The 25490-nt window shown below is 66.5% G+C and carries 23 protein-coding genes; 6 read left to right on the top strand and 17 right to left on the bottom strand.

The features are described from left to right. Positions 1-19: 19 nt before the first annotated feature. From GOSPT_RS13120 to moeA, 4 genes are all read right to left on the bottom strand, one after another. The gene (locus GOSPT_RS13120; RefSeq protein ID WP_005206683.1) at positions 20-2353 is read right to left on the bottom strand and encodes an AAA family ATPase; all 2334 of its coding nucleotides are present in this window, start codon (positions 2351-2353) and stop codon (positions 20-22) included. Next, entirely contained in the window at positions 2350-3426 is a 1077-nt protein-coding gene (locus GOSPT_RS13115) for a CDP-alcohol phosphatidyltransferase family protein (RefSeq protein ID WP_051993888.1), read from the bottom strand. The genes GOSPT_RS13120 and GOSPT_RS13115 overlap by 4 nt, the downstream gene beginning before the upstream one ends. 1 nt (position 3427) lies before the next feature. Further along, positions 3428-4291, bottom strand: coding sequence for a phosphatidylserine decarboxylase (locus GOSPT_RS13110; RefSeq protein ID WP_005206681.1), 864 nt, complete (start codon positions 4289-4291; stop codon positions 3428-3430). Positions 4292-4393: 102 nt separating this feature from the next. Further along, positions 4394-5656 (bottom strand): molybdopterin molybdotransferase MoeA, encoded by a 1263-nt coding sequence (gene moeA, locus GOSPT_RS13105; RefSeq protein WP_005206680.1) that lies wholly within the window; start codon positions 5654-5656, stop codon positions 4394-4396. Positions 5657-5723: 67 nt separating this feature from the next. On the opposite strand from moeA, the gene GOSPT_RS13100 reads away from it, so the two are divergent. After that, positions 5724-6524, top strand: a complete 801-nt coding sequence (locus GOSPT_RS13100; protein WP_005206679.1) for an HAD-IIA family hydrolase — start codon at positions 5724-5726, stop codon at positions 6522-6524. A 143-nt stretch (positions 6525-6667) separates the two neighbouring features. On the opposite strand, the gene GOSPT_RS13095 is transcribed toward GOSPT_RS13100, so the two are convergent. The 4 genes from GOSPT_RS13095 to GOSPT_RS13080 form a co-directional block, all read right to left on the bottom strand. After that, entirely contained in the window at positions 6668-7147 is a 480-nt protein-coding gene (locus tag GOSPT_RS13095) for an SRPBCC family protein (RefSeq protein ID WP_005206678.1), read from the bottom strand. A 102-nt stretch (positions 7148-7249) separates the two neighbouring features. Next, positions 7250-7681: a DUF350 domain-containing protein gene (locus tag GOSPT_RS13090; RefSeq protein ID WP_005206677.1), complete on the bottom strand. Its 432-nt coding sequence runs from the start codon at positions 7679-7681 to the stop codon at positions 7250-7252. Positions 7682-7759: 78 nt separating this feature from the next. Beyond that, positions 7760-9103: an NtaA/DmoA family FMN-dependent monooxygenase gene (locus GOSPT_RS13085; protein ID WP_005206676.1), complete on the bottom strand. Its 1344-nt coding sequence runs from the start codon at positions 9101-9103 to the stop codon at positions 7760-7762. Then, positions 9100-10302: an LLM class flavin-dependent oxidoreductase gene (locus tag GOSPT_RS13080; RefSeq protein ID WP_005206675.1), complete on the bottom strand. Its 1203-nt coding sequence runs from the start codon at positions 10300-10302 to the stop codon at positions 9100-9102. The genes GOSPT_RS13085 and GOSPT_RS13080 overlap by 4 nt, the downstream gene beginning before the upstream one ends. 155 nt (positions 10303-10457) lie before the next feature. Here GOSPT_RS13080 and GOSPT_RS13075 point away from each other — a divergent pair, with 155 nt between their 5' ends. Continuing rightward, positions 10458-10652 (top strand): hypothetical protein, encoded by a 195-nt coding sequence (locus GOSPT_RS13075; RefSeq protein WP_005206674.1) that lies wholly within the window; start codon positions 10458-10460, stop codon positions 10650-10652. Beyond that, on the top strand, positions 10649-11803 hold the full coding sequence (locus GOSPT_RS13070; protein WP_005206673.1) for an LLM class flavin-dependent oxidoreductase: 1155 nt from the start codon (positions 10649-10651) through the stop codon (positions 11801-11803). The genes GOSPT_RS13075 and GOSPT_RS13070 overlap by 4 nt, the downstream gene beginning before the upstream one ends. A gap of 19 nt (positions 11804-11822) precedes the next feature. On the opposite strand, the gene GOSPT_RS13065 is transcribed toward GOSPT_RS13070, so the two are convergent. The 3 genes from GOSPT_RS13065 to GOSPT_RS13055 form a co-directional block, all read right to left on the bottom strand. Continuing rightward, complete coding sequence (locus GOSPT_RS13065) at positions 11823-12947, bottom strand: acyl-CoA dehydrogenase family protein (protein ID WP_005206672.1); 1125 nt, start codon at positions 12945-12947, stop codon at positions 11823-11825. Positions 12948-12974: 27 nt separating this feature from the next. Beyond that, entirely contained in the window at positions 12975-14144 is a 1170-nt protein-coding gene (locus GOSPT_RS13060) for an acyl-CoA dehydrogenase family protein (protein ID WP_039855940.1), read from the bottom strand. Between the two features lie 167 nt (positions 14145-14311). Beyond that, on the bottom strand, positions 14312-15559 hold the full coding sequence (locus GOSPT_RS13055; RefSeq protein WP_005206670.1) for an MFS transporter: 1248 nt from the start codon (positions 15557-15559) through the stop codon (positions 14312-14314). A gap of 126 nt (positions 15560-15685) precedes the next feature. Here GOSPT_RS13055 and GOSPT_RS13050 point away from each other — a divergent pair, with 126 nt between their 5' ends. Continuing rightward, a complete protein-coding gene (locus GOSPT_RS13050; RefSeq protein ID WP_005206669.1) occupies positions 15686-16279 on the top strand; it encodes a TetR/AcrR family transcriptional regulator in 594 nt (197 codons plus the stop codon). Positions 16280-16360: 81 nt separating this feature from the next. Continuing rightward, positions 16361-17788, top strand: coding sequence for an amidase (locus GOSPT_RS13045; protein ID WP_005206668.1), 1428 nt, complete (start codon positions 16361-16363; stop codon positions 17786-17788). A gap of 91 nt (positions 17789-17879) precedes the next feature. Here GOSPT_RS13045 and GOSPT_RS13040 read toward each other — a convergent pair whose 3' ends face one another. From GOSPT_RS13040 to GOSPT_RS13015, 6 genes are all read right to left on the bottom strand, one after another. Next, a complete protein-coding gene (locus tag GOSPT_RS13040) occupies positions 17880-19523 on the bottom strand; it encodes a monocarboxylic acid transporter (RefSeq protein ID WP_005206667.1) in 1644 nt (547 codons plus the stop codon). After that, on the bottom strand, positions 19520-19927 hold the full coding sequence (locus GOSPT_RS13035; RefSeq protein ID WP_005206665.1) for a DUF485 domain-containing protein: 408 nt from the start codon (positions 19925-19927) through the stop codon (positions 19520-19522). Before GOSPT_RS13035 ends, GOSPT_RS13040 begins: the two co-directional genes overlap by 4 nt. A gap of 188 nt (positions 19928-20115) precedes the next feature. Further along, positions 20116-21864: a sodium/solute symporter gene (locus tag GOSPT_RS13030; protein ID WP_005206663.1), complete on the bottom strand. Its 1749-nt coding sequence runs from the start codon at positions 21862-21864 to the stop codon at positions 20116-20118. After that, positions 21861-22313, bottom strand: coding sequence for a hypothetical protein (locus GOSPT_RS13025; RefSeq protein WP_005206662.1), 453 nt, complete (start codon positions 22311-22313; stop codon positions 21861-21863). The genes GOSPT_RS13030 and GOSPT_RS13025 overlap by 4 nt, the downstream gene beginning before the upstream one ends. After that, positions 22310-23089 (bottom strand): LytR/AlgR family response regulator transcription factor, encoded by a 780-nt coding sequence (locus GOSPT_RS13020; protein WP_005206660.1) that lies wholly within the window; start codon positions 23087-23089, stop codon positions 22310-22312. The genes GOSPT_RS13025 and GOSPT_RS13020 overlap by 4 nt, the downstream gene beginning before the upstream one ends. Continuing rightward, positions 23086-24345, bottom strand: a complete 1260-nt coding sequence (locus GOSPT_RS13015; RefSeq protein ID WP_005206658.1) for a sensor histidine kinase — start codon at positions 24343-24345, stop codon at positions 23086-23088. The genes GOSPT_RS13020 and GOSPT_RS13015 overlap by 4 nt, the downstream gene beginning before the upstream one ends. Positions 24346-24516: 171 nt before the next feature. On the opposite strand from GOSPT_RS13015, the gene GOSPT_RS13010 reads away from it, so the two are divergent. Then, the gene (locus GOSPT_RS13010; protein ID WP_005206657.1) at positions 24517-25464 is read left to right on the top strand and encodes a dipeptidase; all 948 of its coding nucleotides are present in this window, start codon (positions 24517-24519) and stop codon (positions 25462-25464) included. Positions 25465-25490: the final 26 nt, after the last annotated feature.

Here is a 25490-nt window from a genome sequence, read left to right as displayed (position 1 = left end):
GCATAACGGAACAGGTCTGTCACTCGAGCCGTCGCTCGGCGTAGGCGCGCAGGTTCTCGACCTGTGCGGCGTCGAGCGACGGCTTGACACGCGTGCGGGCGTCGACGACGTCGTCGGCGGTGACGGTCGCGGCGTCGATGTCGCGGCGCATGGCAGCCAGCGCCGCTTCACGCAGGAGTGCGGCGCAGTCGGCGGCCGAATAGCCCTCGAGGTCGGCGGCGAGGGCGTCGAGGTCGATGCCGTCGGCGAGCGGCACCTTTCGGCCCGAGGTTCGCAGGATGTCGGCGCGCGCCTGCGTGTCCGGCGGCGGCACGAACACGAGTCGCTCCAACCGCCCTGGGCGGAGGAGCGCCGGGTCGATGAGGTCGGGCCGGTTGGTCGCGCCGAGGACCACGACGTCCTGCAGCGGTTCGACGCCGTCGAGTTCGGTCAACAGCGCGGCAACCACGCGGTCGCCGACGCCTGAGTCCGTCGACTGGCCGCGGCGCGGCGCGAGGGCGTCGACCTCATCGAGAAAGATCAGCGAGGGTGCCGACTCGCGTGCGGCGTCGAACAGGTCGCGGACCGCCTTCTCCGACGATCCGACCCACTTGTCCATGAGCTCGGCGCCCTTGACCATGTGCACCGAGAGCATGCCCGACGCCGCGAGCGCGCGTACGACGAACGTCTTGCCGCACCCGGGTGGCCCGTAGAGAAGCACACCGCGCGGCGGATCGACGCCGAGTCGCGTGAACGTGTCGGGGTGCTGCAGCGGCCAGAGCACGGTCTCGGTGAGCGCCTGCTTGGTCTCGGTCATGTCGCCGACGTCGTCGAGGGTGATGGACCCGACAGCCACCTCGGGTGTGCGCAGACGTGAAACGGGTCGGATGACGTCGAGTGCTCCGACGAGATCGTCATCGGTCAGCGCGGGCGTCGCATCGGTGGCGCTTGCCCTCGCAGCCGCACGCAATGCGGCCTCGCGGGCGAGTGCCGCCAGATCGCCTGCGACGAAACCTGGTGTGCGCGCGGCGATCTGGTCCAGGTTCAGTGCGCCGTCGGTGGGGACTCCGGTGAGGATCACCCCGAGTATTCGCGCGCGCCGCGCGGCGTCGGGCAGTCCGATGACGAGTTCGCGGTCGCACAGGTCGGGAGCGCGCAGACGTTCGTCGAGGCCCGCGGGTTCGGCAGTGGTGACGATCAACGCGATGTGGTCGTCGGAGGTCGACGTCGCGTCGGTGGGACTGATCGCCGCGCGCAATTCGTCGAGGATCAGCGTCGAGACCGGCTCGGACTTGGCGGGCAGCAGGGCGTCGACGTCGGTGATGAGCAGTACCCCCGAGTCGGAGCGTCGGAGATCGGCGACCGCGTCGCTGACCGTGCGGAGGCGGGCCGACGCCTCGAGTGATCCGATGGTCGGTCCGTCAATCGTGGTCAATGTCCTTGCGGCACAGACGGATCGCACGAGCGTCGCCTTGCCCGACCCTGCCGGACCGGAGATCAGCACGCCGAGTCGGGGAGTGGCCCCGAGTGCGCGCAGCACGCCTGGCTCGTCGAGCGTGATGCTCAGCCACTCGGTGAGCTTCGCGACCTGCGCGTCGACGCCGACCAACTCCGACGCCGGCCGCGCCACGTGCCCGGGCGAGGCGACGCCCGGCGGCGTGGTGAGCCAGCCGCGCCCGACCCCGCCGACGGCACCCGATGCGGCGCCGAGGGCGCCACGATTCTCTCCGCGAGCGCCACGATCGTCGCCGACACCTCCGCGATTCGTATCGACGGCGCGTGCGTCACTGCCGACGGCGCCGGGCGTGGTGTCGACGCCGCTCGTCGCCCAGAGAACGGCGGTCGACGGCTGCACGCTGACCGGCGACCCGGGATCGGTTGCGGTGACCGTCACCAGCTCGTTGGTCCACGTGATCCCGACCGACAGGGTCAGCGCGCGGGTCGCGGCGCTCGCGGTCAGTTCTGGGCCGAGGTCGCGTGGAAGAAGCGACACCGCATCCCCGACCGACAGCACTTTTCCGAGGAGCGCGCGACGCAGCGTCGCCTCGTCGACGCCTCGACTCGCGACAGCCGAACCGGTCACGACGACCCGCGCCGCGCCGGACACGGCAACCCCGGCGAGCACGACCGACGCGTTCTCCTTGATGCCCGCGTTGGAGAACGTGATGTCGTCGAGCAGCAACGTTCCGGTCGGCGTTCCCGACGGTGCTGCCGCGACGACGGCCGCGGTGACCCGTGCACCGGTGATCGACACTGCGTCCCACTCACGCAGTCCGAGCGCCGTCAGCGCTTCGGGATGCGCCCGGACGATCCCGCGTCGGGAATCGGCCGCCGACGTGTTGAGCCGCGCGGTCAGCGTGAGCTGCGCGTTCACCGGGCGTCACCGCCGGCTGGAGTATCAGAAACAGGGACGTCGGCAGCAGGGGCGTCGGTGGCGGAGGTGTCGGAAACACTCTGGGCGGTCGTGGGTTCCGAGCCCGGGATGTGCAGGCCGAGTCGCGCGGTCGATTTGCGTGGCGGCAGCACGCGGCGCGGCTGGCCACGCGCGATTGCGCGACGCTCGGCCCGGCGCTCGGCGGGCGGGGCCTCCCAGTGTTCCGGCCGCGCCTGCACCCAGCGCCGACTGCGCCACGCGAACGGAATGTGCACGGCGTAGGCCGCCACCAGGATGATCATCAGCACGTACGGGTATGTGAGCAGCAGCGCTGCGCCTATCGCGACCAGGATCAACAGGCCCGCCAGCTTGCGCGGCTGTACCGACGACGTCTTGAGCGATGCCGTCGGAACCCGACTGACCGCGAGTAGCGCCACCACGACCAACCACAATCCGACGACCAGTGGAGAGGTCCACCATCCGTCGCCGAACTGCTGTGCCAGTCCGATCGGCAGCAGGACCACCAGGGCAGCAGCGGGTGCGGGGACGCCGACGAAGAAGTCGCGGGTGTAGCCGGGGGCGTCGGTGTCGTCGAGCAGGGTGTTGAATCGCGCGAGCCGCAGCACGATCGCGCAGCAGTAGATCAGCGCGAATCCCCAGCCGAGGTCGTATCCCTGCAGCAGATACAGATACATGATCAGCGCAGGCACGACACCGAAGTTGATGGCGTCGGCGAGTGAGTCGATCTCGGCGCCGATCTTGGTGGTCGCTCCCATCAGCCGCGCCACGCGGCCGTCGATGCCGTCGAGCAGCGCCGCGGCCACAACGAGTGCCATCGCCAGGTTGACGTTGTCGTCGATGACAGCGCGCACCGCCGTCAGCCCCGCGCAGATGGCGAGAATCGTCAGCGCCGACGGTACGAACATCCGCCCCGCGGCCGCCTGTCGCCGCAGTCTGCTCTGCTCGTCGTTCGACGTCGTGCGCCGAGGAACACGACGACGCGTCGACCTCATCGACGGATTGCGGTAGTGCAGCGGGGTGCGGTCTACGCCCGCACGATTGTTGGTCGGCATGTCACCCGCCGTCGCCGACGCGGGTGGTTTCCGGGGTGTTCAGTGTCGCGAGTGCGGTCTCGGCGCCGACGGTGCGCTGCCCGACCAACACGCGTTGCTTCGTGCCCGGCGGCAGGTAGACGTCGACGCGTGAGCCGAACCGGATGAGTCCGTACGTGTCGCCGATGGAGAGGTGATCGCCGACCTTCGCGGTGCAGACGATTCGACGTGCCAACAGACCGGCGATCTGCACGACGACGATGTCGGAGTCGCGGGGTGTCGGGTCTGGATCGGCTGCGCCGCCAAGATCGTGTGCGCCGTCGGGATTGTCTGCGCCGTCGGGATTGTCTGCGTCGTCGGGGCGGACGACCATCGTCGTGCGCTCGTTTGCCGAACTCGCTTCCGGGAGATCGGCGGACACGAACGAGCCGGGCGAATGCGTCACCGACACCACCCGACCGCTGATCGGAACGCGCTGCACGTGGACGTTGAAGATCGACAGGAATGTCGAGACGCGGGGTCGGGGTTGGTCGCCGAGGCCCGATTCCGGCGGCGGGGCGGCGTCGTCGACGAGGCTGACGATCCCGTCGGCCGGAGCCACCACGACGCCAGCCTCGGTCGGCGGAACCCGTGAGGGGTGCCGGAAGAAGGCTGCGCAGGCTCCTGCCGCGGCGGTTGCGGGCACCGCAACCCACCGATGTCGTCGACCCACCACGGCCACCGCCGATGCCGCGGCGACGAACGGCAGTCCCGCCGGATGGATCGGGGGAAGGGTCTCGCGTGCGAGTGCGACGAGATGCGTCGGAGTCAGGCCGGAGCGGATCGGACCGTCGGATTCGGTTGCCGGATGTTGTGCTGATGCGTCCGGTCGCGGGCGCCTGGCCACCTGATCATCCTCCCGAGTCGGTCGCGCCGGAATTGCCCGTCGCGTCCGTACAGCTTAGCGATGCCAGACATCCGCGGCTGTGGGGTCCGGGGGTCGCGGACGTCACAGAACGACGACGTCGACGTCCGAACCCGCAGGCAGTGCGGTGATCTCGGGTGGGATGTCGATCAACGCGTTCGAACCCGCGAGAAAACGCAGATGATGCGACCCGGGAGGACCGATCGGCTCGACGACCGGCCGCCCGTCGGCATCTGGCCGCGCTGTGTCGACGACGCCGCGCATGAACTGCCTCTTGCCCTCGGGCGATCGAATGTCGCTGCCGAGTGTGGCTGTGACGTGCGGACGGTCGGGTGGCAGTCCCATCGCCGCGCGCAGGGGTTGGCGGATGAACACCTCGAACGACACGAGCGAACTGACCGGGTTTCCCGGCAACGTGATGATCGGGACCCGACGACCGGCCGGGTCGAGGTGATGACCACAGCCCTGCGGCATTCCGGGCTGCATCGCCACCTTCACGAACTCGACCGGCCCGCCATGCTCGGTAGATCGACCGCCGAGCGCGTCCTTGACCACCTCGTAGGCCCCGGCGCTCACGCCGCCGGAGGTGATGATCAGATCGGCGTCGGCCGACGCCTCGTCGAGGCGCTCGAGGAAGTCCGCGACGTCGTCGGGGACGAAGTGGATGTGCCGTGCCAGCGCGCCGGCCTCGGTGAGTGCTGCTGTGAGCATGGCGCCGTTGGATTCGTAGATTTGCCCGTGCTGCAACGGTTTTCCCGGCTCGACGAGCTCGGAGCCGGTCGACAGCACCACCACGCGAAGGCGTCGGGCAACCGCGACGTTGGCGAGGCCGAGCGCCGAGAGGAGTCCGATCTGCGCCGCCCCGAGGACCGTGCCCGCGGGCAACGCGACGTCGCCGTGCGCGATGTCGGAGCCCGCGCGCCGAATGTGCTTTCCCACCTCGACGCTCGAGCTGAACCCAACCGTCGAGTCGGGCACGTGGTCGACCGAGAAGTCGCCGTCGGTGAGCTCCACCGGCACAACGGCGTCGGCGCCGTCTGGCATCGGTGCGCCGGTCATGATTCGCGCGGCCGTGCCCGGCGCGAGTGTCACCAAGCCTGTGCGGCCGGCGGGAATGTCGTCGACGACGGGCAGCCGAATCGGCTCTGCAGCACTGGCACCGGCGATGTCGGTTGCACGCACCGCGTATCCGTCCATCGCGGAATTGTCGAAGGCAGGCATCGCGAATGCCGCGACGGAATCGTCGACGGTGGCCATACCCAGCGCATCGGCAACCGCGACGCGAACGGTTTCCGGAGGTCCGAACAGCTCGCTGACGATCTTCTGATGCTCGGCGACGGAACGCATTGGCCCAGCATGCCATGTGAATCGGGCCCGTCCTGCGCTCGCGCCCGACGGGCACTAGATTCGATGCATGACGCTGGGGCTGCTGCTCGACATCGACGGGGTGATGGTCACCTCGTGGCATGCGCTGCCCGGCGCCGTCGAAGCGATCGAAGAACTTTCCGAGCGCGGCTACCCGCGAATGTTCTTGACCAACACCACATCACGGTCGCGATCACAGATTGCGGAGGCGCTCGGAAACTGCGGATTCGAGGTCGAGCCCGAGGAGATCCTCACCGCTGCCAAACTCACCGCCGAATTCCTGGCCCGCAACTATCCCGGCAAGCTCGCCTGGGTGCTCAACGAGGGACCGATCGCCGAGGACATGACCGGCGTGCCCCTCACCGACGACCCGGACGAAGCTCAGGTCATCGTTCTCGGCGGCGCCGGACCCGTGTTCACACACACTGCGCTGTCGACGGTGCTCGAGAAGATGCTCGCCGGAACCCCGGTCGTCGCGATGCACCGTTCGATGATCTGGTCGACGGCGCGCGGGCTCTCGATTGACACCGGCGTCTACCTCGAGGGCCTCGAGAAGGCCTCGGGACGAAAGATCCGCGCGATCGGCAAGCCGTCGCCGCTGGGCTTCCGCGCCGCCGTCGAACTCATGAATCTCGAGCCGACCCAGGTGGTGATGGTCGGCGACGACATGCACAACGACATCCTCGGCGCCCAGGCCGCCGCACTCATGGGCGTGCTGGTGCGCACTGGCAAGTTCCGCGAGGACGCCCTGCGCGCCCTGCAGCGCGACGAGTTCGGGCCGGTACCCGACCACGTCATCGACTCCCTCGCCGACCTCCCCGCCCTGATCGAGAAGCTCGACGGCACCTGAGCCTGCCCACTCGACTGTCTGGGGCGTCGACTGGGCGCTGTATCCCGTCGACTGGGCGCTCGAGAGCGTCGACTGGGCGCTCTATCCCGTCGACTGGGCGCTCGAGAGCGTCGACTGGGCGCTCTATCCCGTCGACTGGGCGCTCAGGCGGCCCGGGCGGTGCTCGATTCCGCGGCGCGCTTGATCTTGCCGAGGGTCTCGGCCATCCCGACCTTGAGCTCCTCCTCGAACGAGTCGGAGCCGCCGAAGACGAGGTCGACGAGCGTCGACGACACCTTGGTGGTCTTGCCGCCCGCGGCTTCGCGACGTTCCGTCACCGTCACGCCGCCCGACTGGTTCGGCTCGATGGTGTAGCTCCACACCGTGTGGTTCTCCGCGACGCGGAACCCGATCTCCTGGTTGGGTGCGAACCGCACGACCTTCGACGTCGTCGGCCAGACGAGCGGCCCGCGGCGGTTGATGTTGACGGTACGGGTGCCCAGCTTCACCGGCCCGCCGATGATGAACATCTTGGCGCACTGCGGACTCCACTCACCCATGCGGGCGAGGTCGGAGATCACGGACCAGACCTGCGTGGGTGTGGCGTCGATGTCGATGGACTCTTCGATCAGTGCGGCGGTCATGGTTCCCCCGGGTTGTGCGTCGCGAACGGTCAATGACCGACGGTGTCGCCGGTCACAGCTCGCATCACCCTAGAACGCCTATTGTCGGACAGTCAATAACACTCAGACGATCAGTACGGTCCCGATCATCGCCGCGACGCCGACGAAGACCGCCGCAGAGATCCAGCCGGCGGGATGCGCGTCGTTCTCGAGCAGAATGGTCCCGAGCTTGCCGGGCGTGAGCCAATCGATGAGCACGAATGACCACATCATCACCGCGATGGTCAGCACCGCGTAGGCGAGCGTGTAGAGCAGCGCCTTCCACAACACGAGGGTCACCGTGTCGACCACCGAGGCGACCAGCACGAACGCGATTCCGACGACCATCGACGTCGTCAGGATCATCGCGTTGCGGTTGTTGTCCACCCAGACGAGCTGCCGCAGTCGGCCCGGGGTCACGAGGTCGAGGGCACCGAACCCGACGACCATGAGCGCAACCCCCAGGAGGCTGAACGACGCACCCCAGGCCAGATTGGTGCCGAACACTGCGTCCACCTGTGATCTCCCCTCGTCGCCGACCCTGTGGCCGGTGCGTGGTCGCCGGTGCACGCGGGCGCGACACCCACGAAAACCCTAACCCGCGACGACCCCCGCGAGCCCGAGGTTCTCACGCAGTGTCCGACCCGGATACTCGGTCCGGTACACGCCGAGGTCTTGGAGTTCGGGAATCACGTCGTCGACGAAGCGGTCGAGGCCGCCGGGAGTGACGTGCGGAACGAGGATGAAACCGTCACTCGCGTCGGCCTGCACGAACCGGTTGATCTCTCCTGCGACGGTGCGCGCCGATCCGACGAACGCCTGACGCCCGGTCACCTCGATGATCAGCTCTCGCGTCGTGAGCTTCTTCGACTCGGCCAACGCGCGCCAGCGAGCTGCGATGTCGCGCGGGTCCTCGTGGATGCGCACACTGGCCCGACCCTTCGCGACGGTGTTCTCACCGGGCAGCGGGTCGATGCTCGGTAGCGGGCCGTCGGGATCGTGGTCGTGTAGGTCGCGGTTCCAGAGTTGCTCGAGGAACTTGATCGCGGTCTGTCCGCTGACCTGCGCGAGTCTGATCTCGTGCGCGAGTTCGGCCGCGTCGGCATCGGTATCTCCGACGACGAACGTCGCTGCGGGCAGGATCAGCAGATCGTCCGGTGTCCGCCCGTGGGCGGCGAGGCGTCCCTTCACGTCGGCGTAGAACGCTCTGCCGTCGTCGAGCGTCGAGTGTCGCGAGAAGATCGCGTCGGCGCGCGCGGCGGCGAACTCCCGGCCCTCGTTCGAATCGCCCGCCTGGAAGATCACCGGCCGCCCCTGCGGGCTGCGCGGCACCCCGAATGTGCCACGGATGTCGAACTGTGAATCGAGGTGCGCGAACTGTCCGGCGTGTGGCCTGCGTAGGAACTCGCCCGCGGACCGATCGGCGACGATGTCGTCGTCTTCCCACGAATCCCACAGTTCCACAGCGGTTTCGAGAAACTGCCGAGCCCGCACGTAGCGCTGATCCGCGGGAAGGTAACCGCCGCGTCGGAAGTTCTCGCCGGTGAACGCATCCCACGACGTCACGACGTTCCAGGCGGCGCGGCCGTCGGAGAGGTGGTCGAGCGACGCGAATTGCCTTGCCACCTCAACGGGTTCGTTGAACGTCGAGTTGATCGTCCCGGCGAGTCCGAGATGCTCGGTGACTGCCGCGAGTGCGGCGAGAATCGTGAAGGTGTCGGGCCGTCCGACGACGTCGAGGTCGTAGATCTTGCCGTTCTGCTCGCGCAGCCGGAGTCCCTCGGCGAGGAAGAGGAAGTCGAACAATCCGCGCTCTGCGGTCTGTGCGAAGCGCGTGAACGACGAGAACTCGATGTGACTCCCGGCGGCGGGATCACTCCATACCGTCGTGTTGTTGACGCCGGGAAAATGCGCCGCGAGGTGTACCTGCTTGGTCATCGGACACCGCCTGACACGGTCGTACGTGAGTATCGATTGATGGGATGGCGCAGACCCAAGGTCTCCCGAAGGGTGTGTGCTCCTGGGGGTTTGGCCTCTGGGGCGAGGAGGAGACCGCGTCGACGCAGCTCGGGGGCGAGGTCGTCGGCGATGAGCCGAAGGTCGTGTCCGATCGCGGCCGGATGCAACCGGACACCCTGTGCCGCACCTGCGCGCTCTTCGATGAGGTCGGCCAATCCTGCTGCGGTACCGACGAATTCCTGTGTGCCGTCGTCGAAGTGGGTGCCGAGCCAGTCGTCGTACTGCGCTCGACGACCAGCCGCCGACGCCTGTGGGTCGTCGAGGTAGACGATGAGATCGTCGTAGAGTCGCAGGTCTTCTCGTCGATTGCTGTCCGACGCTGCGAGCACCGTGTCGAGAGTCGCGCGATCATCCGGACTCGTGAAGAACCCGATATCGGCGCTGCCGCCGAGCAATTCGAGCGACGCCTGGTCGCCCGCCGAGACCGTCGTCGCGATGAGCGGCTGCCCCTGCGGTGGTCGTGGTGTGATCGACGGCCCGCGCACGGAGAAGAACTCGCCCTCGAAGTCGATGTAGTGCGACCGATCCCGGTCGATGAAGCGACCGGTCGCGACGTCGCGGATCTCGGCGTCGTCCTCCCATGAATCCCACAGTCGGCCGATCACCTCCGCGTATTCGGCGGCTTCTCGGTGCAGCGCAGCACGATCCGACGCCACCTCGACGTCGCGACGCCCGAACAGGCCGACGTTCTCGGGCCGGTCGTCGACGGCCAGCACAACGCCAGCGCGTCCGCCGCTGACATAGTCGAGCGTGGCGATCGCCTTCGACGTGTGGAACGGCTCGGTGTGCGTCACGGTCACGGTGGGCAGCAGTCCGATGCGCGTGGTGAGCGGCGCGATGCGTGCCGCAATCAGCACGGTGTCGAGTCTGCCGTTGACGAGGTCGGTACGCACCTGCGGCGCGGCGGCCGACGACTCGCCGGGCAATAGCGGCCGAGGCTCGAATCCGTCGTCGAGGGTGACGAGATCGGCTCCCGCACGTTCTGCGGCGCTGATCGCGTCGCGCCAGTAGCTCGCGCGCAACAGTGCGTCCGGTCTGGCCTCCGGGTCTCGCCATGCGGCCGGGTGTCGACCGGCGCCCCGCAGTCCGATGGCCAACGACAGCGTTGATTCACTCACGACTCGTCTCAACGGTCGGCCCGCGCTGGTCTCTTCCCGACCGAGGTCAAAAGATCAGCGTGAGCGCAACCGTTCACCCGATCGGCGATTGGGTGCTTACTGGGACATTGCGGACTGGGAACAGAGCTGCCGAAATTCGAGCTGCGGGAGTGACGATGAGCTGGTTGACCAAGATAGGCGTGCTGTCGCAGATGGTCGACACGCACCACCAGATGCTGTTGCGCGGAGCAGCGGGGATGACGCCCGAATCGTCGGCCGCTTACTACCCGGGAGTCGGCCATGCTGACCCGAGCATCGGCACCCACACCGCCGGCGCCCCACACGACAACCCGCAGCGTATCCCTCAATGACCGCGGAACGAACTGCGCCGCTGCCCCTCTCAGTCCTCGACCTTGCGCCGATCAGTGACGGGTCGACTCCCGCAGAGGCGGTACGGCGCAGCATCGCGCTGGCGCGCGCCGCCGAGGAGTGGGGCTATCGACGCTTCTGGCTCGCCGAGCACCACTTCGTCTCGGTCGGTTCGTCGTCGACTGCCACGCTGATAGCCCTGGTCGCTGCCGCAACCGAGTCGATCCGGGTCGGCAGTGCGGCGGTTCAGCTCGGACATCACACCGCGGCGTCGGTCGTCGAGGCGTTCGGCACCATCGACGCGGTGTTTCCCGGTCGCCTCGACCTCGGGCTCGGGCGGTCGGGGCAACGGCGCACCGAAGCACTCGCCGCGGCGGCGGCTGCGCCCAAGGGGCCGCCACCCGCGGCCGAACCCGAACGCCTCGTCGACGGTCTGCTCCTACCCGAACCGTTCGCCGGCGCGAGTATTCTGTCGTCACCGCTGATCGGTGCCACCGCGGCGGCACTGGAGTTCGAGGGTGCCACGCAGCCCGACTTCGCCGACGCCGTGTCCGACATCCTCGCGCTGCTCGACGGGGGGCTGCGCGTCGGCGACGTCGAATTGCACGCTGTCCCAGGCGAACACGCCAGCGTCGAGGTCTGGGTATTCGGTAGCAGTAAGGGGCAGAGCGCGCAGGTCGCAGGTGCCGAGGGTCTACCGTTCGTCGCGAACTATCACGTCAGTCCCGCGACAGTTCTCGAGGCGGTCGAAGCCTACCGGGCCAACTTCCGTCCGTCGGCCCGTCTGTCCGAGCCGTACGTAGTGGTGTCCGCGGACGTAGTCGTTGCCGAAGATGATTCGACCGCAACACATCTCGCGTCGACATACGGCCACTGGGTGCACGACATCCGGACCGGCAGGGGAGCGCAACCCTACCTCGATCCCGATAGCGCAGGGCAGCTGACCGGTGAGCAACTGGCCTTTGTCGATGACCGGATTCGGACTCAGTTCGTGGGCTCGCCGTCGACCGTCGCCGAACGACTCGACACGCTGGCGCGCGTCACCGGCGCCGATGAGCTCGTGATCACCAGCGTCACACACGATTTCGACGACCGGCTTCGCTCGCACCAGCTCCTGGCAGCAGAATGGGGGCTCACCGACTCACGTCGATGAACCCCCATCTGGTGCGAACCTAGTTGACGGTCACCATCTCGTAATCGCCGAGCTTGCCGGCGAGGACACCGAGGTGTTCGTCAGCGTCGCCGAGGGTGCGAGAGATCGCGGTCAGGCGTGCAACGTAATGTCCCACAGGGTATTCCGCTGTCATGCCGATGCCGCCGTGCATCTGGATCGCTTCCTGACCCACCTTGCGTGCCGAGCGGCAGACCTGCAGCTTCGTGCGGCTGTAGACCGACGGGTCGTCGACCTCGTCGTTGAGCGAAGCCGTCGCATACAGGCTCATGCTGCGTGCCAGCTCGAGCGCCACGTACACGTCCGAGGCGCGCTGCGTCAGTGTCTGGAAGGTCTTGAGCGGTACCCCGAACTGCTTGCGCGACTTGAGGTATTCGGTCGTCAGCTCCATCGCGCGTTCCATCGCGCCGACTGCCTCGGCGCACTGGGCCGTCTGCGCGAAGATGTCCGCGTAGGCGATCGCGTCGGACTGATCACCCTCGGCCAATTCGATCGCCGGGGCGTTGGCAAAGGTCACCCGGGCGGCTCGACGGTCGTCGTAGGTGCGGAACCCGTCGACGGTCACCCCCGATGCGTCGGCGTCGACGATGAACAGACCGATGGTTCCGTCGGCGCGGCGGGCGCTGACGACGAACTTCTGTGCCACGTCGCCCGCGAGGACGGGGTACTTCACTCCGTCGAGGGTGACGCCGTCGCTCGCGCCGGTCGCCGTGGTGGCGACTGCCGCTGCGGGCCAACGATCTTCGGGTTCTGCGTGTGCGTATCCGAGCAGCAGCCGTCCCTCCGAGACCTCTGTCAGCAGGCTGGTGCGGCGGTCACCCGACGCGACCCTGTCGATGACGACGCCCGGCAACAACGCGCCGTACAGCAGTGGCTCGGGTGCGAGGCTGCGACCAACCTCGCCCATCAGCGCACTGACCTCGACCGGCCCCGCGCCGGTGCCGCCCGCGTCCTCGCTGAACGGCAGTCCGAGGATGCCGATCTCGGCAAGCGACTCCCAAATCGACGCCGACCAGCCGGTGTCGGTCTCCGACACCGCGCGGATCTTCTCGATGTCATAACTCTTGAACACGCTGCGGACGGTGTCGCGCAGCAGTGACTGCTCTTCGGTGAGCTCGAAATCCATTGTGTTACTCCAGGTGTGGTTGTCGGGCTACAGGCCGAGGATCGACGACGAGATGATGCTGCGCTGGACCTCCGACGAACCGCCGTAGATGGTCACCTTGCGGTAGTTGAGGTATTCGGGCACCGCGAGCTGCGCCCAGTCGGGTGTTCCGACACCCGGCGCGTCAACCGCCAGACCGCGCGCACCCGCAACATCTGCGAGCAACTCGGTTGCCGACTGCTGCAGCTCACTGCCACGCAGCTTGACCAGTGACGACACCGGATTCGGCTTGCCGTCGGCAGAGCCTGCGACGACGCGCAGCTGGGTGACCTCGAGCGCGAGCAGTTCGGTTTCGAGTTCGGCGAGGCGCGCGGCGAACAGCGGGTCCTCGAGCAGCGTGCCGGTCGCGGTCTTCGTCGCGGCGGCGAGCTTCTTGGCCTCGGCCAGCTTGGTCTTGGTCCAGCCGACACGTGCGATACCGGTGCGCTCGTTGCCGAGCAGGAACTTGGCGTAGGTCCAGCCGGCGTTCTCCTCGCCGACGAGGTTCTCGACGGGCACCTTGACGTCGTTGAAGAAGACCTCGTTGACCTCGACGCTGCCGTCGATGAGCTTGATCGGACGCATCTCGATTCCCGGAGTGTCGAGATCGATGAGCAGGAAGCTGATGCCCGCCTGCTTCTTGACGTCGGGATCGGTGCGTACGAGGCAGAAGATCCAGTCGGCGTACTGCCCGAGCGTGGTCCAGGTCTTCTGGCCGTTGACGATGTAGTGGTCGCCGTCGCGGACGGCGCGGGTCTTGAGGGACGCGAGGTCGGAGCCCGCCTCGGGCTCGGAGAATCCCTGGCACCACCAGATGTCGAGGTTGGCGGTCTTCGGGAGGAACCGCTCCTTGATCTCCTGTGAACCGAACGTCGCGATGACCGGACCCACCATGTTGACGTTGAACGTCAGGGGATCGGGCACGAAGTTCAGGCTGAGCTGATCGTGGTAGATGTTGCGCTGAATGGGCGTCCAGTCGCGGCCACCCCACTCGGTCGGCCAGCCGGGGGTGGCCAGACCCTCGGCGTTGAGGATGCGCTGGGTGGTGACGATGTCGTCGGGCAGGTTCAGCGTGCCTGCGGCAGCACGCTGACGGATCTCCTCGGGGATCTTCGTCGTGAAGAAGCTCTGGAGTTCTTCGCGGAACTTCTGTTCATCTGAATCGAACTTCAAGTGCATGTAACCAGTCTTACCCTGTGGCACCTGTACTGCGAAAGTGCGGCCCCGCGAGATTCCTCCAGATCGTGATCTCGGCCACGCTGTACCCGCAGCCTGAGTCCTCACCGTAGTGAGTCGAGACCGTGGCGTCGCATCGAGCGCCGAGGCGTTCGGTAAGTGAGGACGCGTCAGGCGCGAACGCGATTGTTTCTGGTTCGCGTCCATGCGGTGACGAGTGCGCCGAAAACGGTGATGGCGAGGACATAGGCGACGTAGCAGACGACGGTCTCCTGCAGACCGATGTGCGACACCACGAGTCCCGCGATCACCGCGGGAACACTGAAGGCGACGTAGCTCGTGATGAAGACTGCCGAGAACACCTGCCCGCGCTGATGCGACGGAGTCTGGCTGCTCAGGTTGTCGAGTGCCCCCAGGAACGTAGCCGCGAAACCGGAACCCGCGATGATCGACCCGACGATGTAGAGCGGAAGCATCGACGTGAGGACTCCTGCCAGGGAGATGATCGCGCCGCCGGCGAGTGCCGGATAGCCGTAAGTGAGTTTGGTACCAGCGTCCCAGGTGGTGATCGCGAGCGAGGTGACCGCGCCGGAGGCGAAGAATACGAACAGCACGGCGCCCGCGGCTCCGTGGTTGCCGATGCCGAATACACGCGCCACCACCGATGAACCAAGCGAGAGGTAGAGGCCTCCCATCGACCAGGTCGCCACGAATGCCGGGATTGCCGTGACGAACAGCTTCCGCAAGGCCGATGGCACCGACGCTTGAGGCGCGAGCGTTCGCCACAGGTGGCGGCGGGAATCGAAGCCGACGCGTTCCGATGTCTCCGGGATGATCAGGAGTGCGACGAGCAAAATCGCGAACACCGCCAGCGTCACCTCGTAGACGAGGAATCGCGGCGCGGGTGCGTACTGGACCAGCACGCCCGCAACGACGACGCCTGCCGCCAGTCCGAGTGTGGGTCCCGCGCCGGTGATCGCTGAACCCAGTCGCTCCGACGGCTGCATGTCGACGACCGTGGCGGTCAGTGTGCCGATTGCCGCTCCTGTCGCGAGTCCCTGTAGGGCCCGTGCCGCGATCAGGAGTCCGACGCTGTCGGCGGCGACGAACAGCGCCATGCTGCCGATGAGCAGCACGAGCGCGACCGCGAGGACCGGGCGTCGGCCGATGTGATCTGACAGGGAACCCACAGTGAGCAGGCTGATGAGCATGGTGAGGACGTAGATCGCGAACACCACGGTCAGGGTGAACGGCGAGAAGCCCCATAACTGCTGGTAGACGGGGTAAAGAGGGGAGGGGGCCGCCGAGGCGAACAGGACCGTGATGATGGTTGCGGTGACGATCCAGAACGCGCGATGCGGATGCAGCGGTCGTGCGCCGCGGCGACGTCGAGCTGTGTTCTCCAACGTGGCTGTCACGACTGTGTCTCCTAAGGCAAAGCTGGTTGCATTAAGGCCAATGTATGCGGCCGCCGTTCTAAAAGCAATGGAATTTGCAATAATGGTGACATGGCTGGAACGTCGCAGGCAACGGAGAGTTCGTCGATGGACAGCGCAGCGTCGACGACCGTTTCATCAACGGCCCCATCGCACGGCAAGCGTCCCGGCGGCCGGAGCGCTCGCGTGCAGAGTGCGGTCTTCACGGCTGTCGGTCAGCTCGTGGGTAGTGGAGAGCGGGAGACGATGACCATCCCGCAGGTCGCCGAGCTGGCGGGCGTGAACCCCACGAGCATCTACCGACGCTGGGGGACGATCGGCGATCTGCTCGAGGAGGTCGCGGTCGCCGCGCTGACGCAGGGCGAGGAACTGCCCGATCACGGCACACTTGCCGACGACCTCGCCGACTGGTCGCGCATCATCGCCGCCGACATCAGCCGTCCGAAACGCCGTGCGTATCTGCGGGCGATGACGTCGGCGCGCGACGGCATCGTAGAGGCGTGTCCGTGCTGGGAGACCCGGCGGGAGCAAGCGACGGAGATGATCGACCGCGCCACCGCGCGCGGCGAGAGCGCACCCAGCGTGCCGCAGGTGCTCAACCACATCATCGCCCCGCTCTATCACCACGCGGTCTTCGCGCTGCCGATCGACGACGACTACGCCACCGACCTCGCCGCCGACGTCATGGCCATGGTTCGGTAGGGGTTCGGTGAGGTGGGGTGCGATGAACTGTTCCCAACTGATCGTGTCCTGACGGCGGTCCGCTGCGGCTAGGCTTCGGCCATGCAGTACGTACATGCCTTCCGCGACGATGCGCTGGGCGAACTCGACGGGGTAGGTGTCGGCGCGGCCATTGCCGCAGGCGAGATTTCGGCGGTTGAAGCGGTCGACGCAGCGCTCGACCGCATCGACGCGGTGAACTCGACGCTCAATGCGGTCGCCTTCGACGATCGTGAGCGCGCCCGCACACGCGCCGTCGAGGCGGATTTCGGTGCGGGGTCGTTCGCGGGGGTGCCCTCGATCGTCAAGAACAACACGGACTTTGCCGGGATTTCGACTCGTAACGGCTCTGCCGCTACTCCTGACACCCCCGCGTCGACCACCGAACCGCTCCTCGAACAGTTCGTCTCAACCGGTGTGAACATCGTCGGTGCGTCGACCTTGCCCGCCTTTGGGCTCACCGCGACAACGGAGTTCGTCGACAGGCCGCCCACCCGCAATCCGTGGAACACCGAATTCTCCTGTGGCGCTTCATCGGGAGGGTCGGCCGCTCTGGTCGCGGCAGGCGCGCTTCCTATCGCGCACGCGAATGACGGAGGCGGGTCGATCCGTATCCCCGCGGCCGCGTGCGGCCTGGTGGGTTTCAAGCCGAGTCGGGGACGGCTGTTGCTGACGGCCGAATCCAAGCAGATGCCGATCGACCTGATTGCCAACGGAATCGTGAGCCGCTCGGTGCGCGACACCGCACACTTCCTCGCCGATACCGAAAAGTACCGACCTGCAGCCGATCTGCCCGCCATCGGACTCGTGGCCGGCGAGAGTCGACGTCAGCTCCGCATCGCGATGATGACCGAACCGATCACCAGACAGTTGCTCGACCGCGACACAGAGACCGCCGTGGCAGGCGTCGCCGAACTGCTCGAGACGCTCGGGCACGGCGTCGAACATGTGCCGGTCCCCGTCGACAGACGATACGTCGACGACTTCACCGAGTATTGGGCGCTGCTGGCCTTCTTCATCGACCATTTCGGAAAGCGGTCCTACGGCAAGGGATTCGAGCGATCACAGCTCGATGCGTTCACGCGCGGACTGTCACGGAAGTATCTGCGTCGCATGTGGCACACCCCCGCGATGATCCGCGCGCTCACACGCTCCACCGCGACGTTTCGGGAGATGTTCACACGGTTCGACGTGGTGCTCTCGCCGACACTCGCACATACCACCCCCGAGATCGGATACCTCGACCCCGCAGGCGATTTCGACGTCGTCTTCGAGCGGTTGATGCGATACGTCTCGTTCACGCCGATCAACAACACCTCCGGTACGCCCGCAGTGAGCCTGCCGCTGGCACAGTCGTCGACGGGATTGCCTGTGGGAGTGCACTTCTGCAGCGACATCGGCGACGAACGGACGCTGCTGGAACTGGCATACCAACTCGAGGCGGCCCGGCCGTTCGCGCGGATTCAGGACGCGCGCACGACGGCCGGTTGAACTTGCCTGTGCACAGCACGATGCCGGGCACTCGGTTGTCGATCGAGTGCCCGGCATCGCTGGCCCTACCAGGCTGTACAGCTCCGCTACATCAGTGCGCCACAGCCTTTTCGGCGCCGATCCCGGTGAGTGAACGCACCTCCATCTCCGCATTGCGTTCCGGAGTGCCCCGATCCGTGGGCGCAGTCAGCGTTCCGACGATCCCGAGCAGGAACGCGACCGGGATTGCCACGATCCCCGGGTTCTCCAGCGGGAACCACGCGAAATCGGAGCCGGGAAGCATCGATGTCGCCTTGCCTGACACTGCCGGTGAGAAGATGATGAGGATCAACGTCAGCCCGAGCCCGCCGTAGATGCTCCACAGCGCACCGCGGGTGTTGAATCGCTTCCAGTACAGCGAGAACAGGATCGTCGGCAGGTTGGCTGCTGCTGCAATCGCGAACGCGAGTGCCACGAGGAAGGCGACGTTCTGACCGTTGGCGAGAATGCCGAGCACGATGCCGAGCACACCGAGAGTCACCGCGGCCATCCGTGATACGCGCACCTGGTCGGCTTCACTTGCCCTGCCGCGCTTGATGACACTGCCGTAGATGTCGTGCGCGAAGGACGCTGACGCGGTGATGGTCAATCCCGCGACGACGGCGAGGATCGTCGCGAAGGCGACCGCGGAGATCACTCCGAGCAGGATGACACCACCGAGTTCGAAGGCCAGTAGCGGTGCTGCGGCGTTCTCCTTGCCCGCTGCGGCCATGATGCGGTCCGGACCGACGATCGCAGCAGCGCCGTAACCGAGCACGAGCGTGAAGAGGTAGAAAGCGCCGATCAGAGCAATGGCCCAGACAACGGAGCGTCGAGCCTCCTTGGCGGTGGGAACTGTGTAGAAACGCATCAACACATGCGGGAGCCCCGCGGTACCGAGCACGAGTGCAACAGCCAACGAGATGAAGTTGATCTTCGATTCCACCGAGCCGCCGTATTTGGCTCCGGGCGCGAGCACGTCATGCGAGGCGATCTTCTCACTCGACGACCCCGAAATGGCATGCTGCGCAGAGCCGAGGATCTCCGAGAAGTTCATCCCGAATTTGCCGAGTACCATGAGGGTCATGATGGCCGCGCCCGCAATCAGCAGGACGGCCTTGATGATCTGCACCCACGTGGTTCCCTTCATTCCGCCGACGAGCACGTAGACGATCATCAGTGCGCCGACCACGGCGATCACGATCGACTGGCCGGTGCGCGATTCGACGTCGAGGAGGAGCGCAACGAGGCCTCCGGCGCCCGCCATCTGCGCCAGCAGATAGAACAGGGAGACAACCAGCGTCGAGATCGCGGCGGCGAGTCGGACGGGGCGTTGCCTCAATCGGAAACTCAGTACATCCGCCATGGTGAACTTCCCTGTGTTGCGCAGCAATTCGGCAACGAGGAGGAGTGCGACCAGCCATGCGACGAGGAAGCCGATGGAGTAGAGGAACCCGTCGTATCCATAGACGGCGATGGCACCCGCGATGCCGAGGAAGCTTGCCGCAGAGAGGTAGTCACCCGCGATCGCAATTCCGTTCTGCGGGCCGGAGAATGCTCGGCCACCGGTGAAATAGTCCGCGGCGGTTGAGTTGTTTCGGCTCGCGCGGATCACCACGAACATGGTGATCGCCACGAACGCGGCGAAGATCGCGATGTTGGCGACGGGGTTCCCGACCGTTCCGGCGGCGAGATGAAGTGTGGCAGAGGAGTTCATCGGGTCACTCCCTCATCGGTGCCCTGTGTGGCGTTAGAGCGCTGTGCGGCGCCCGCGCATTCTGCGTCCATCTCTTCGCGGAGAGCGGCTGCCCTGGGGTCGAGCTCACGATTGGCAAACCGCACATAGGCCCCGGTGATGACGAAGGTCGAGACGAACTGCAGCAGACCCAGAATCAGACCGACGTTGATGTTGCCCCAGACCGGAGTGGCCATGAAGTCGTGCGCGAAGGCGCCGAGGGCCACGTAGAGGCCGTACCAGATGAGGAAGAACGCAGTCATCGGAAAGACGAACCGGCGCAACGTCGTACGAAGATCCTGAAACTGGTCACTGCGCTGCATGTCGATGAACTGTTGCCCCGTCGGCGCGGAATGCGCTTCGGGTACGTGCTCTGTGGTTGACACCGTGCCTCCGAAAGAACTCGTGTGATGTGGATACCCGTCAACTCTCGAAGAGACGGAGATCACTCACAAGAGGTGTCGCAGGTCACACGATGAAGACCGCGAATCGTGCGCCGAGCGGTCGTTACGGGCCGACGAACGGTTGCCCTCTGGGCGTCGTCAAATACTCGTACAACCTTGTCGCCGCGGTGTCATGGCTCCTCTGGCACCCGTTCGACGCTCAGGCCGAGCCGTTCCGGCACATGCATCCGCGCGAAGATCTGCGACACGTCGGCGATCCTGTGGCGGTGGGTCATCGCGCTCACACAGATCATGGTCACGAAGGCGAGTGGAACGGTGACAGCGGCCGGGTAGCCGATGATCGCCGACGGCCAGCCGTTGCCGAGCTCGTCGTCCACGACGTCCGCGATCGCCAGTGACGTCGCGATGCCGGACGACAGCCCGCCAACGGCAAGGCCCGCGATGGCGCCCGCGGGCGTCAACCCGCGCCACCAGATGCCGAGTACGAGAAGCGGACACAGCGTCGACGCGGCGATGGCGAAGACGAACCCGACGGTCCGCGACAGTTCGAGATCGGACGCGGCGAACGAGATGACGATCGCGAGTGCACCACCGATCGCGGCTGCGAGTCGAAAGTCGCGGACCCGACCTGGCAGCACGTCGGTCGACAGTGCCCCCGCAACGCTGATGAGCAGACCAGACGACGTAGCGAGGAACGCCGCGATGGCGCCTGCCGCGACCAGCGCGGCGAACAGTTCGCCGAGAATGCCTCCGACCGCTGCGCTCGGGAGCAACAGCACCGCGGCGTCGGCGGTTCCGGTGATGAGGAGTTGGGGGACGTACACCCGGGCAAGCACGCCGAGGAGCAGGGGGAAGAGGTAGAACACGGCGAGCAGGACGATGACGGTTACCGCGGTTCGACGCGCCGAGCGTCCATCCGGATTGGTGTAGAAGCGCACCAGTACGTGCGGCAGCCCCATCACGCCGAGGAACGTTGCGACGATCAGCGAGAAGACGGCGAAAAGTGCGTGCGGGCCACCGAATCCGCCGCCGGACGCGAGCCATCTCTGGCCTGTCGACGGTGCGCCTGCCACAACGGGCGTCGCTGCTCCCGCGCGCAGGTGGATCGTGCTCCCCGCCGCAACGGTGTGTTCACCCGCCGACGCAAACGGTGCGTCGTTGACGGGCTGGCCGTCGATGACGCCTGTCACTTCGACACCGTCGGTTTCCGGTACTGCCACAACCACATCCGTGGTGACGTCGACCGTCGTCGCTTCGGACACTCGAGGGGGTGCGGGTTCGCCCAGTGCGGGCCGATCGGCGAAGAACACCACGAGAAGCGCAATCGTCGGAATTCCGATAGCCGTCAGCTTGAGCCAGTACTGAAACGCCTGGACGAAGGTGATCGACCGCATGCCGCCGCCCACCACGTTCACGACGACGATCGCTCCGACGAGAACCACCCCCACCCACACGGGTGCGCCGAGCAGGATGTTCAAAGTCAGTCCCGCGCCTTGGAGCTGGGGAATCAGATACATCAGGCAGACCACGACGACGACAACCATCGCGGTCTGGCGTGCCGCTCGCGAACCGAGTCTGAACTCCGCGAAATCCGGCACCGTGTACGCACCGGATCGGCGCAGCGGTGCCGCAACGAACATCAACAGGCCGAGGTATCCCGCGGTGAAGCCGACCGGATACCACAGCGCATCGGCGCCGTACTTGGCGACCAGCCCCGCCACTCCGAGAAACGATGCCGCAGAAAGGTATTCGCCTGAGATCGCCGTTGCGTTGCGCCGCGAACTGACCGCGCGCGAGGCGACAAGGAAGTCAGAGGTCGTGCGCGACCTCCTGCCACCGTAGACACCGACCGCCACCGTCGCGAGCGCAGCGAGGAGCAGCGCCGCCGCGGTGACGATGCGAATTCCGTAGTCGGTCACGGGTTCTCGCCATCCTCGACGACCCCGTCGGTCACATCCTCAACGCCCGCGTCGGTGCCGCTGTCGACGCCCACGTCGGTGTCCTCCTCTATGAGTCCGAGAAAGTCGTCCTCGGCCTGCTCCGCGATCCGCACGTACACCCGGCCCACCAGATAGAGCAGTGGATAGATCAGCACACCGAGAACAAGCCAGTTCAGTCGGACGCCGGCAATCGTCGCCTCGCCCAACGTCGGAAAGACGGTGCCCAGCAACGGAATGGAGGCAATGAGCAGAGCCGTCGTGACGCCGAGCCTAAGCGCGAGACCGAGCTGGGCGCGCATCAGACCCCGCACCAATGCATCGCCGACCTCGGTTTGCTCCCGGACCTCGACGCGCGTGCGAACCCTCCTGGCACCCCGTCGCTGTGCCAGCACCACGCGCTCACGGCGGGGAGTCGACGGCTCGCTCATGTGTCGTCGCCGGACGGCGTCCGGTAGGCACGAAGGGGGTCGTGGACGAGGCGCTCCTTCAACTCCCGGGATTGACGTCGACTCACCGGAAGCTCTACGGCGGGCGACGCGCCGTTTGCCCGTACACAGACCAGGGTCTGAGATCCGCTGGTGCGCATTCCGCCGACCATCGGCAGATACACCAGGTACGAACGGTGCACGCGGCTGAAACCGTGCTCACGCCAACGGGATTCGAGCGTCGAAAGCGGGATTCGCACCAGGTGCGCGCCGGAGTCCGAATGCAGCCGGGCGTAATCGCCGACGGCCTCGACCCAGGAGATCGAATCACGCCTCACCAACGACGTCACTCCGGACAGCTCCACGGGGATCACATCGTCGCTGACGTCCTGACGTGACTCTGCACCGACAGCCGACTGCGCGGCAACCGCACGTTCGACGGCCTGCCCGAGCCGCTCCTCGCGCAGTGGCTTCAACAGATAGTCGACGGCGCCGACGTCGAACGCATCCACCGCGCGATCCTCGTGTGCCGTGACGAACACGATCGACGGCGGGTCGGAGTAGTTGCCGAGCACACGGGCCAGTTCGATTCCCGAGAGCCCAGGCATATTGATGTCGAGAAAGATCGCCTCCACCGAGTTCTCGGCGAGTTCGCGCAGAGCGGCGGTGGCGTCACCCGCGCGGATCACCTCGCCGACATCTGTTCGCCGTTCGAGCAGGTACACCAGCTCGTCGAGCGCCGGAGGTTCGTCGTCGACGGCGAGAACGGTCAGGGTCATCGCGGGTTCGCCTCCTGCGTCGGCGGTGCTGGGTGCGTCGGCGACTGCTCAACACGCACACCTGCGCGAAATTTCGGCACCCGCATGGTGACCTTCGTGCCGGCACCCACACCTGTCTCGACCACTAGACCGTAGTTGTTTCCGAACGCAGCGCGCAGGCGATGGTCGACGTTGGTCAGCCCCACCCGCGCGCCCGAGGTCTCCTCCGTGGGTTCGGTCGACGTCGCGTCGAGTGCGTCGATATCTCCAGAGCGCAGCAACTCCGGGTCCATTCCCACACCGTCGTCCTCGACGGCGATGACGCAGTCGGTGCCCTCGTCGCGGGCGGTGATCGAGATCGTTCCACCACCTCGCGCCGCGACGCCGTGCCGCACCGCGTTCTCCACCAAGGGTTGGAGGGCGAGGAAGGGGAGTACCACGCCGAGCACCTCCGGGGCGACCTGCAGCCGCACGTCGAGCGCCGAGCCGAAGCGAGCACGCTCGAGCGTGAGGTAGCGGTCGATGTTGCGCAGTTCGTCGGCCAGCACCGTGTACTCGCCCGCGGCGCGGAAGGAATAGCGGGTGAAGTCGGCGAAGTCGAGGATCAGCTCGCGTGCGCGGTCCGGATCGGTTCGTACGAACGACGCGATGGTGCTCAACGCGTTGTAGATGAAATGCGGACTGATCTGTGCGCGCAGTGCGAGAACCTCCGCGCGGTCCAGACGAGCTCGTGACGCGTCGAGGTCTGCGAGCTCGAGTTGACTCGACGCATAGCGCGCGACCTCCGAGATCGCGCTCAGCATGCCCGGACCCGGTAGCCGTACGGATGCGACGACGAGTACACCGACGGCGACGTCGTCCACCACGAGCGGCTGGGCGATCAGCGCACGTATGCGCGCGTCGACGCCGACAGGATCGCGGAGCAACACGTGCCGCAGTTCTTCACCCGCGGTCGCGGCGATGTCGTCGGCCCGACTCAGCAGTCGTTCGTCCCAGATGTGCGGCTCGTCGTGGGCGAGCCGTGTGCCATCCGCGTCGTACAGAGCGATCGCATCGGTGGCGGTGAGGGTTCGCAGCGGTCCGAGCGCCTCCTGCGCCGACTCGGTTGTCAGACCTCGCCGCAACGGGCGGGCGGCCCGCGACGCGGTGTTCAGCGTGGAGTGCACAGCGCGTTCGGTGGGCGTCGCTACGACGCGGCGCGTTCGGAGCAGCACCGCGATCATCGCGATCGCGGCAATGACGAGCACCGCGATCAGTACGGCCACACCATCAGACATCAGACATCGACCTCAACGGCGCCTCGGTGGGGTCGGTACTTCTCATGCGACCATTCTTGCGAGCATGCGAGCGGTGTGTGGCAGAAACGAGTGTCTGCGATGACGGATTTGCGGCGATGGATTTGCGATGACGGATTGTGCGGCGACGGACCAGGTGGGAGAGGAACTACGATGACGCTCCTGTGGGACCAGCACGCGTGTCTGCCGTTGCAACCCGACGCAGACGTCGGCTACCTGACCAGGTTCTCGCGACCGGGCACGACGTATGTCTCGGTCAACGTCGGCTACGCGCCACAGACCTATGCCGACTCGACAAACCTGTTGGCGCACTTTCGTTCTGCCATCTCGCGCCGCGGTGACCTGAGGGTTGTCGCATCGCTCGACGACATCGACGCCGCGGGTGACCGCGGGCAGATCGCCGTCGGCTTCGATCTCGAGGACTCCAACCCGCTCGACGGCGACCTCGACAACGTCCACCGCTTCGTCGAACTCGGCGTGCGCACCATGCTGCCCACCTACAACCACGCCAACGCGGCGGGTTGCGGGTGTCTGGACGCCACGGACGCCGGACTCACCGCATGGGGGCGGCGGCTGGTGGCCGAAATGAACTCTGCCGGAATGGTTCCCGACGGTTCACACTGCAGTGTCCGTACCGGCCTCGACCTGTGTGAGACGTCGACCAAGCCGGTGATCTACAGCCATTCGTGCATGCGCTCGGTCTGGGACCATCCGCGCAACATCACCGACGATCAGGCACGCGAATGTGCCCGCACCGGTGGTGTCGTCGGCATCACCGGCGTCGGAATCTTCCTCGGCCCCAATACGCCGACCCTCGACGCGATGACCCGCCACCTCGAATACGCCGTCGACCTCATCGGGATCGACCACGTCGGCGTCAGCACCGACCATTCGTTCGACGCCGCCGACTTTCTCGCCGAGATCCTCGACCACCCGGACTCCTTCGACGAGTCGTACACCCGGTGGGGGCCGATCCAGTGGATGGCTCCCGAGGTGTTCATCACCCTGGGGGCGCACCTGTCGCGGCGAGGCTGGGGCGACTCCGACATCGCAGCAGTGCTCGGCGGCAATTTTCGACGGGTGGCCGCGGCAAGCTGGTGACCCGTCGACTGTGCGCTCGGGACCGT

This window comes from Gordonia sputi NBRC 100414, from assembly GCF_000248055.1.
Taxonomy (GTDB): Bacteria; Actinomycetota; Actinomycetes; order Mycobacteriales; family Mycobacteriaceae; genus Gordonia; species Gordonia sputi.
This window is presented reverse-complemented; position numbering and strand designations above follow the sequence as displayed.

Coding starts and splice junctions, on each gene's coding strand:
- GOSPT_RS13115 (WP_051993888.1), bottom strand. CDS start 3,426: ATGCCGACCAACAATCGTGCGGGCGTAGACCGCACCCCGCTGCACTAC.
- moeA (WP_005206680.1), bottom strand. CDS start 5,656: ATGCGTTCCGTCGCCGAGCATCAGAAGATCGTCAGCGAGCTGTTCGGA.
- GOSPT_RS13100 (WP_005206679.1), top strand. CDS start 5,724: ATGACGCTGGGGCTGCTGCTCGACATCGACGGGGTGATGGTCACCTCG.
- GOSPT_RS13095 (WP_005206678.1), bottom strand. CDS start 7,147: ATGACCGCCGCACTGATCGAAGAGTCCATCGACATCGACGCCACACCC.
- GOSPT_RS13085 (WP_005206676.1), bottom strand. CDS start 9,103: ATGACCAAGCAGGTACACCTCGCGGCGCATTTTCCCGGCGTCAACAAC.
- GOSPT_RS13075 (WP_005206674.1), top strand. CDS start 10,458: ATGAGCTGGTTGACCAAGATAGGCGTGCTGTCGCAGATGGTCGACACG.
- GOSPT_RS13070 (WP_005206673.1), top strand. CDS start 10,649: ATGACCGCGGAACGAACTGCGCCGCTGCCCCTCTCAGTCCTCGACCTT.
- GOSPT_RS13065 (WP_005206672.1), bottom strand. CDS start 12,947: ATGGATTTCGAGCTCACCGAAGAGCAGTCACTGCTGCGCGACACCGTC.
- GOSPT_RS13060 (WP_039855940.1), bottom strand. CDS start 14,144: ATGCACTTGAAGTTCGATTCAGATGAACAGAAGTTCCGCGAAGAACTC.
- GOSPT_RS13050 (WP_005206669.1), top strand. CDS start 15,686: ATGGACAGCGCAGCGTCGACGACCGTTTCATCAACGGCCCCATCGCAC.
- GOSPT_RS13045 (WP_005206668.1), top strand. CDS start 16,361: ATGCAGTACGTACATGCCTTCCGCGACGATGCGCTGGGCGAACTCGAC.
- GOSPT_RS13040 (WP_005206667.1), bottom strand. CDS start 19,523: ATGAACTCCTCTGCCACACTTCATCTCGCCGCCGGAACGGTCGGGAAC.
- GOSPT_RS13025 (WP_005206662.1), bottom strand. CDS start 22,313: ATGAGCGAGCCGTCGACTCCCCGCCGTGAGCGCGTGGTGCTGGCACAG.
- GOSPT_RS13020 (WP_005206660.1), bottom strand. CDS start 23,089: ATGACCCTGACCGTTCTCGCCGTCGACGACGAACCTCCGGCGCTCGAC.
- GOSPT_RS13015 (WP_005206658.1), bottom strand. CDS start 24,345: ATGTCTGATGGTGTGGCCGTACTGATCGCGGTGCTCGTCATTGCCGCG.
- GOSPT_RS13010 (WP_005206657.1), top strand. CDS start 24,517: ATGACGCTCCTGTGGGACCAGCACGCGTGTCTGCCGTTGCAACCCGAC.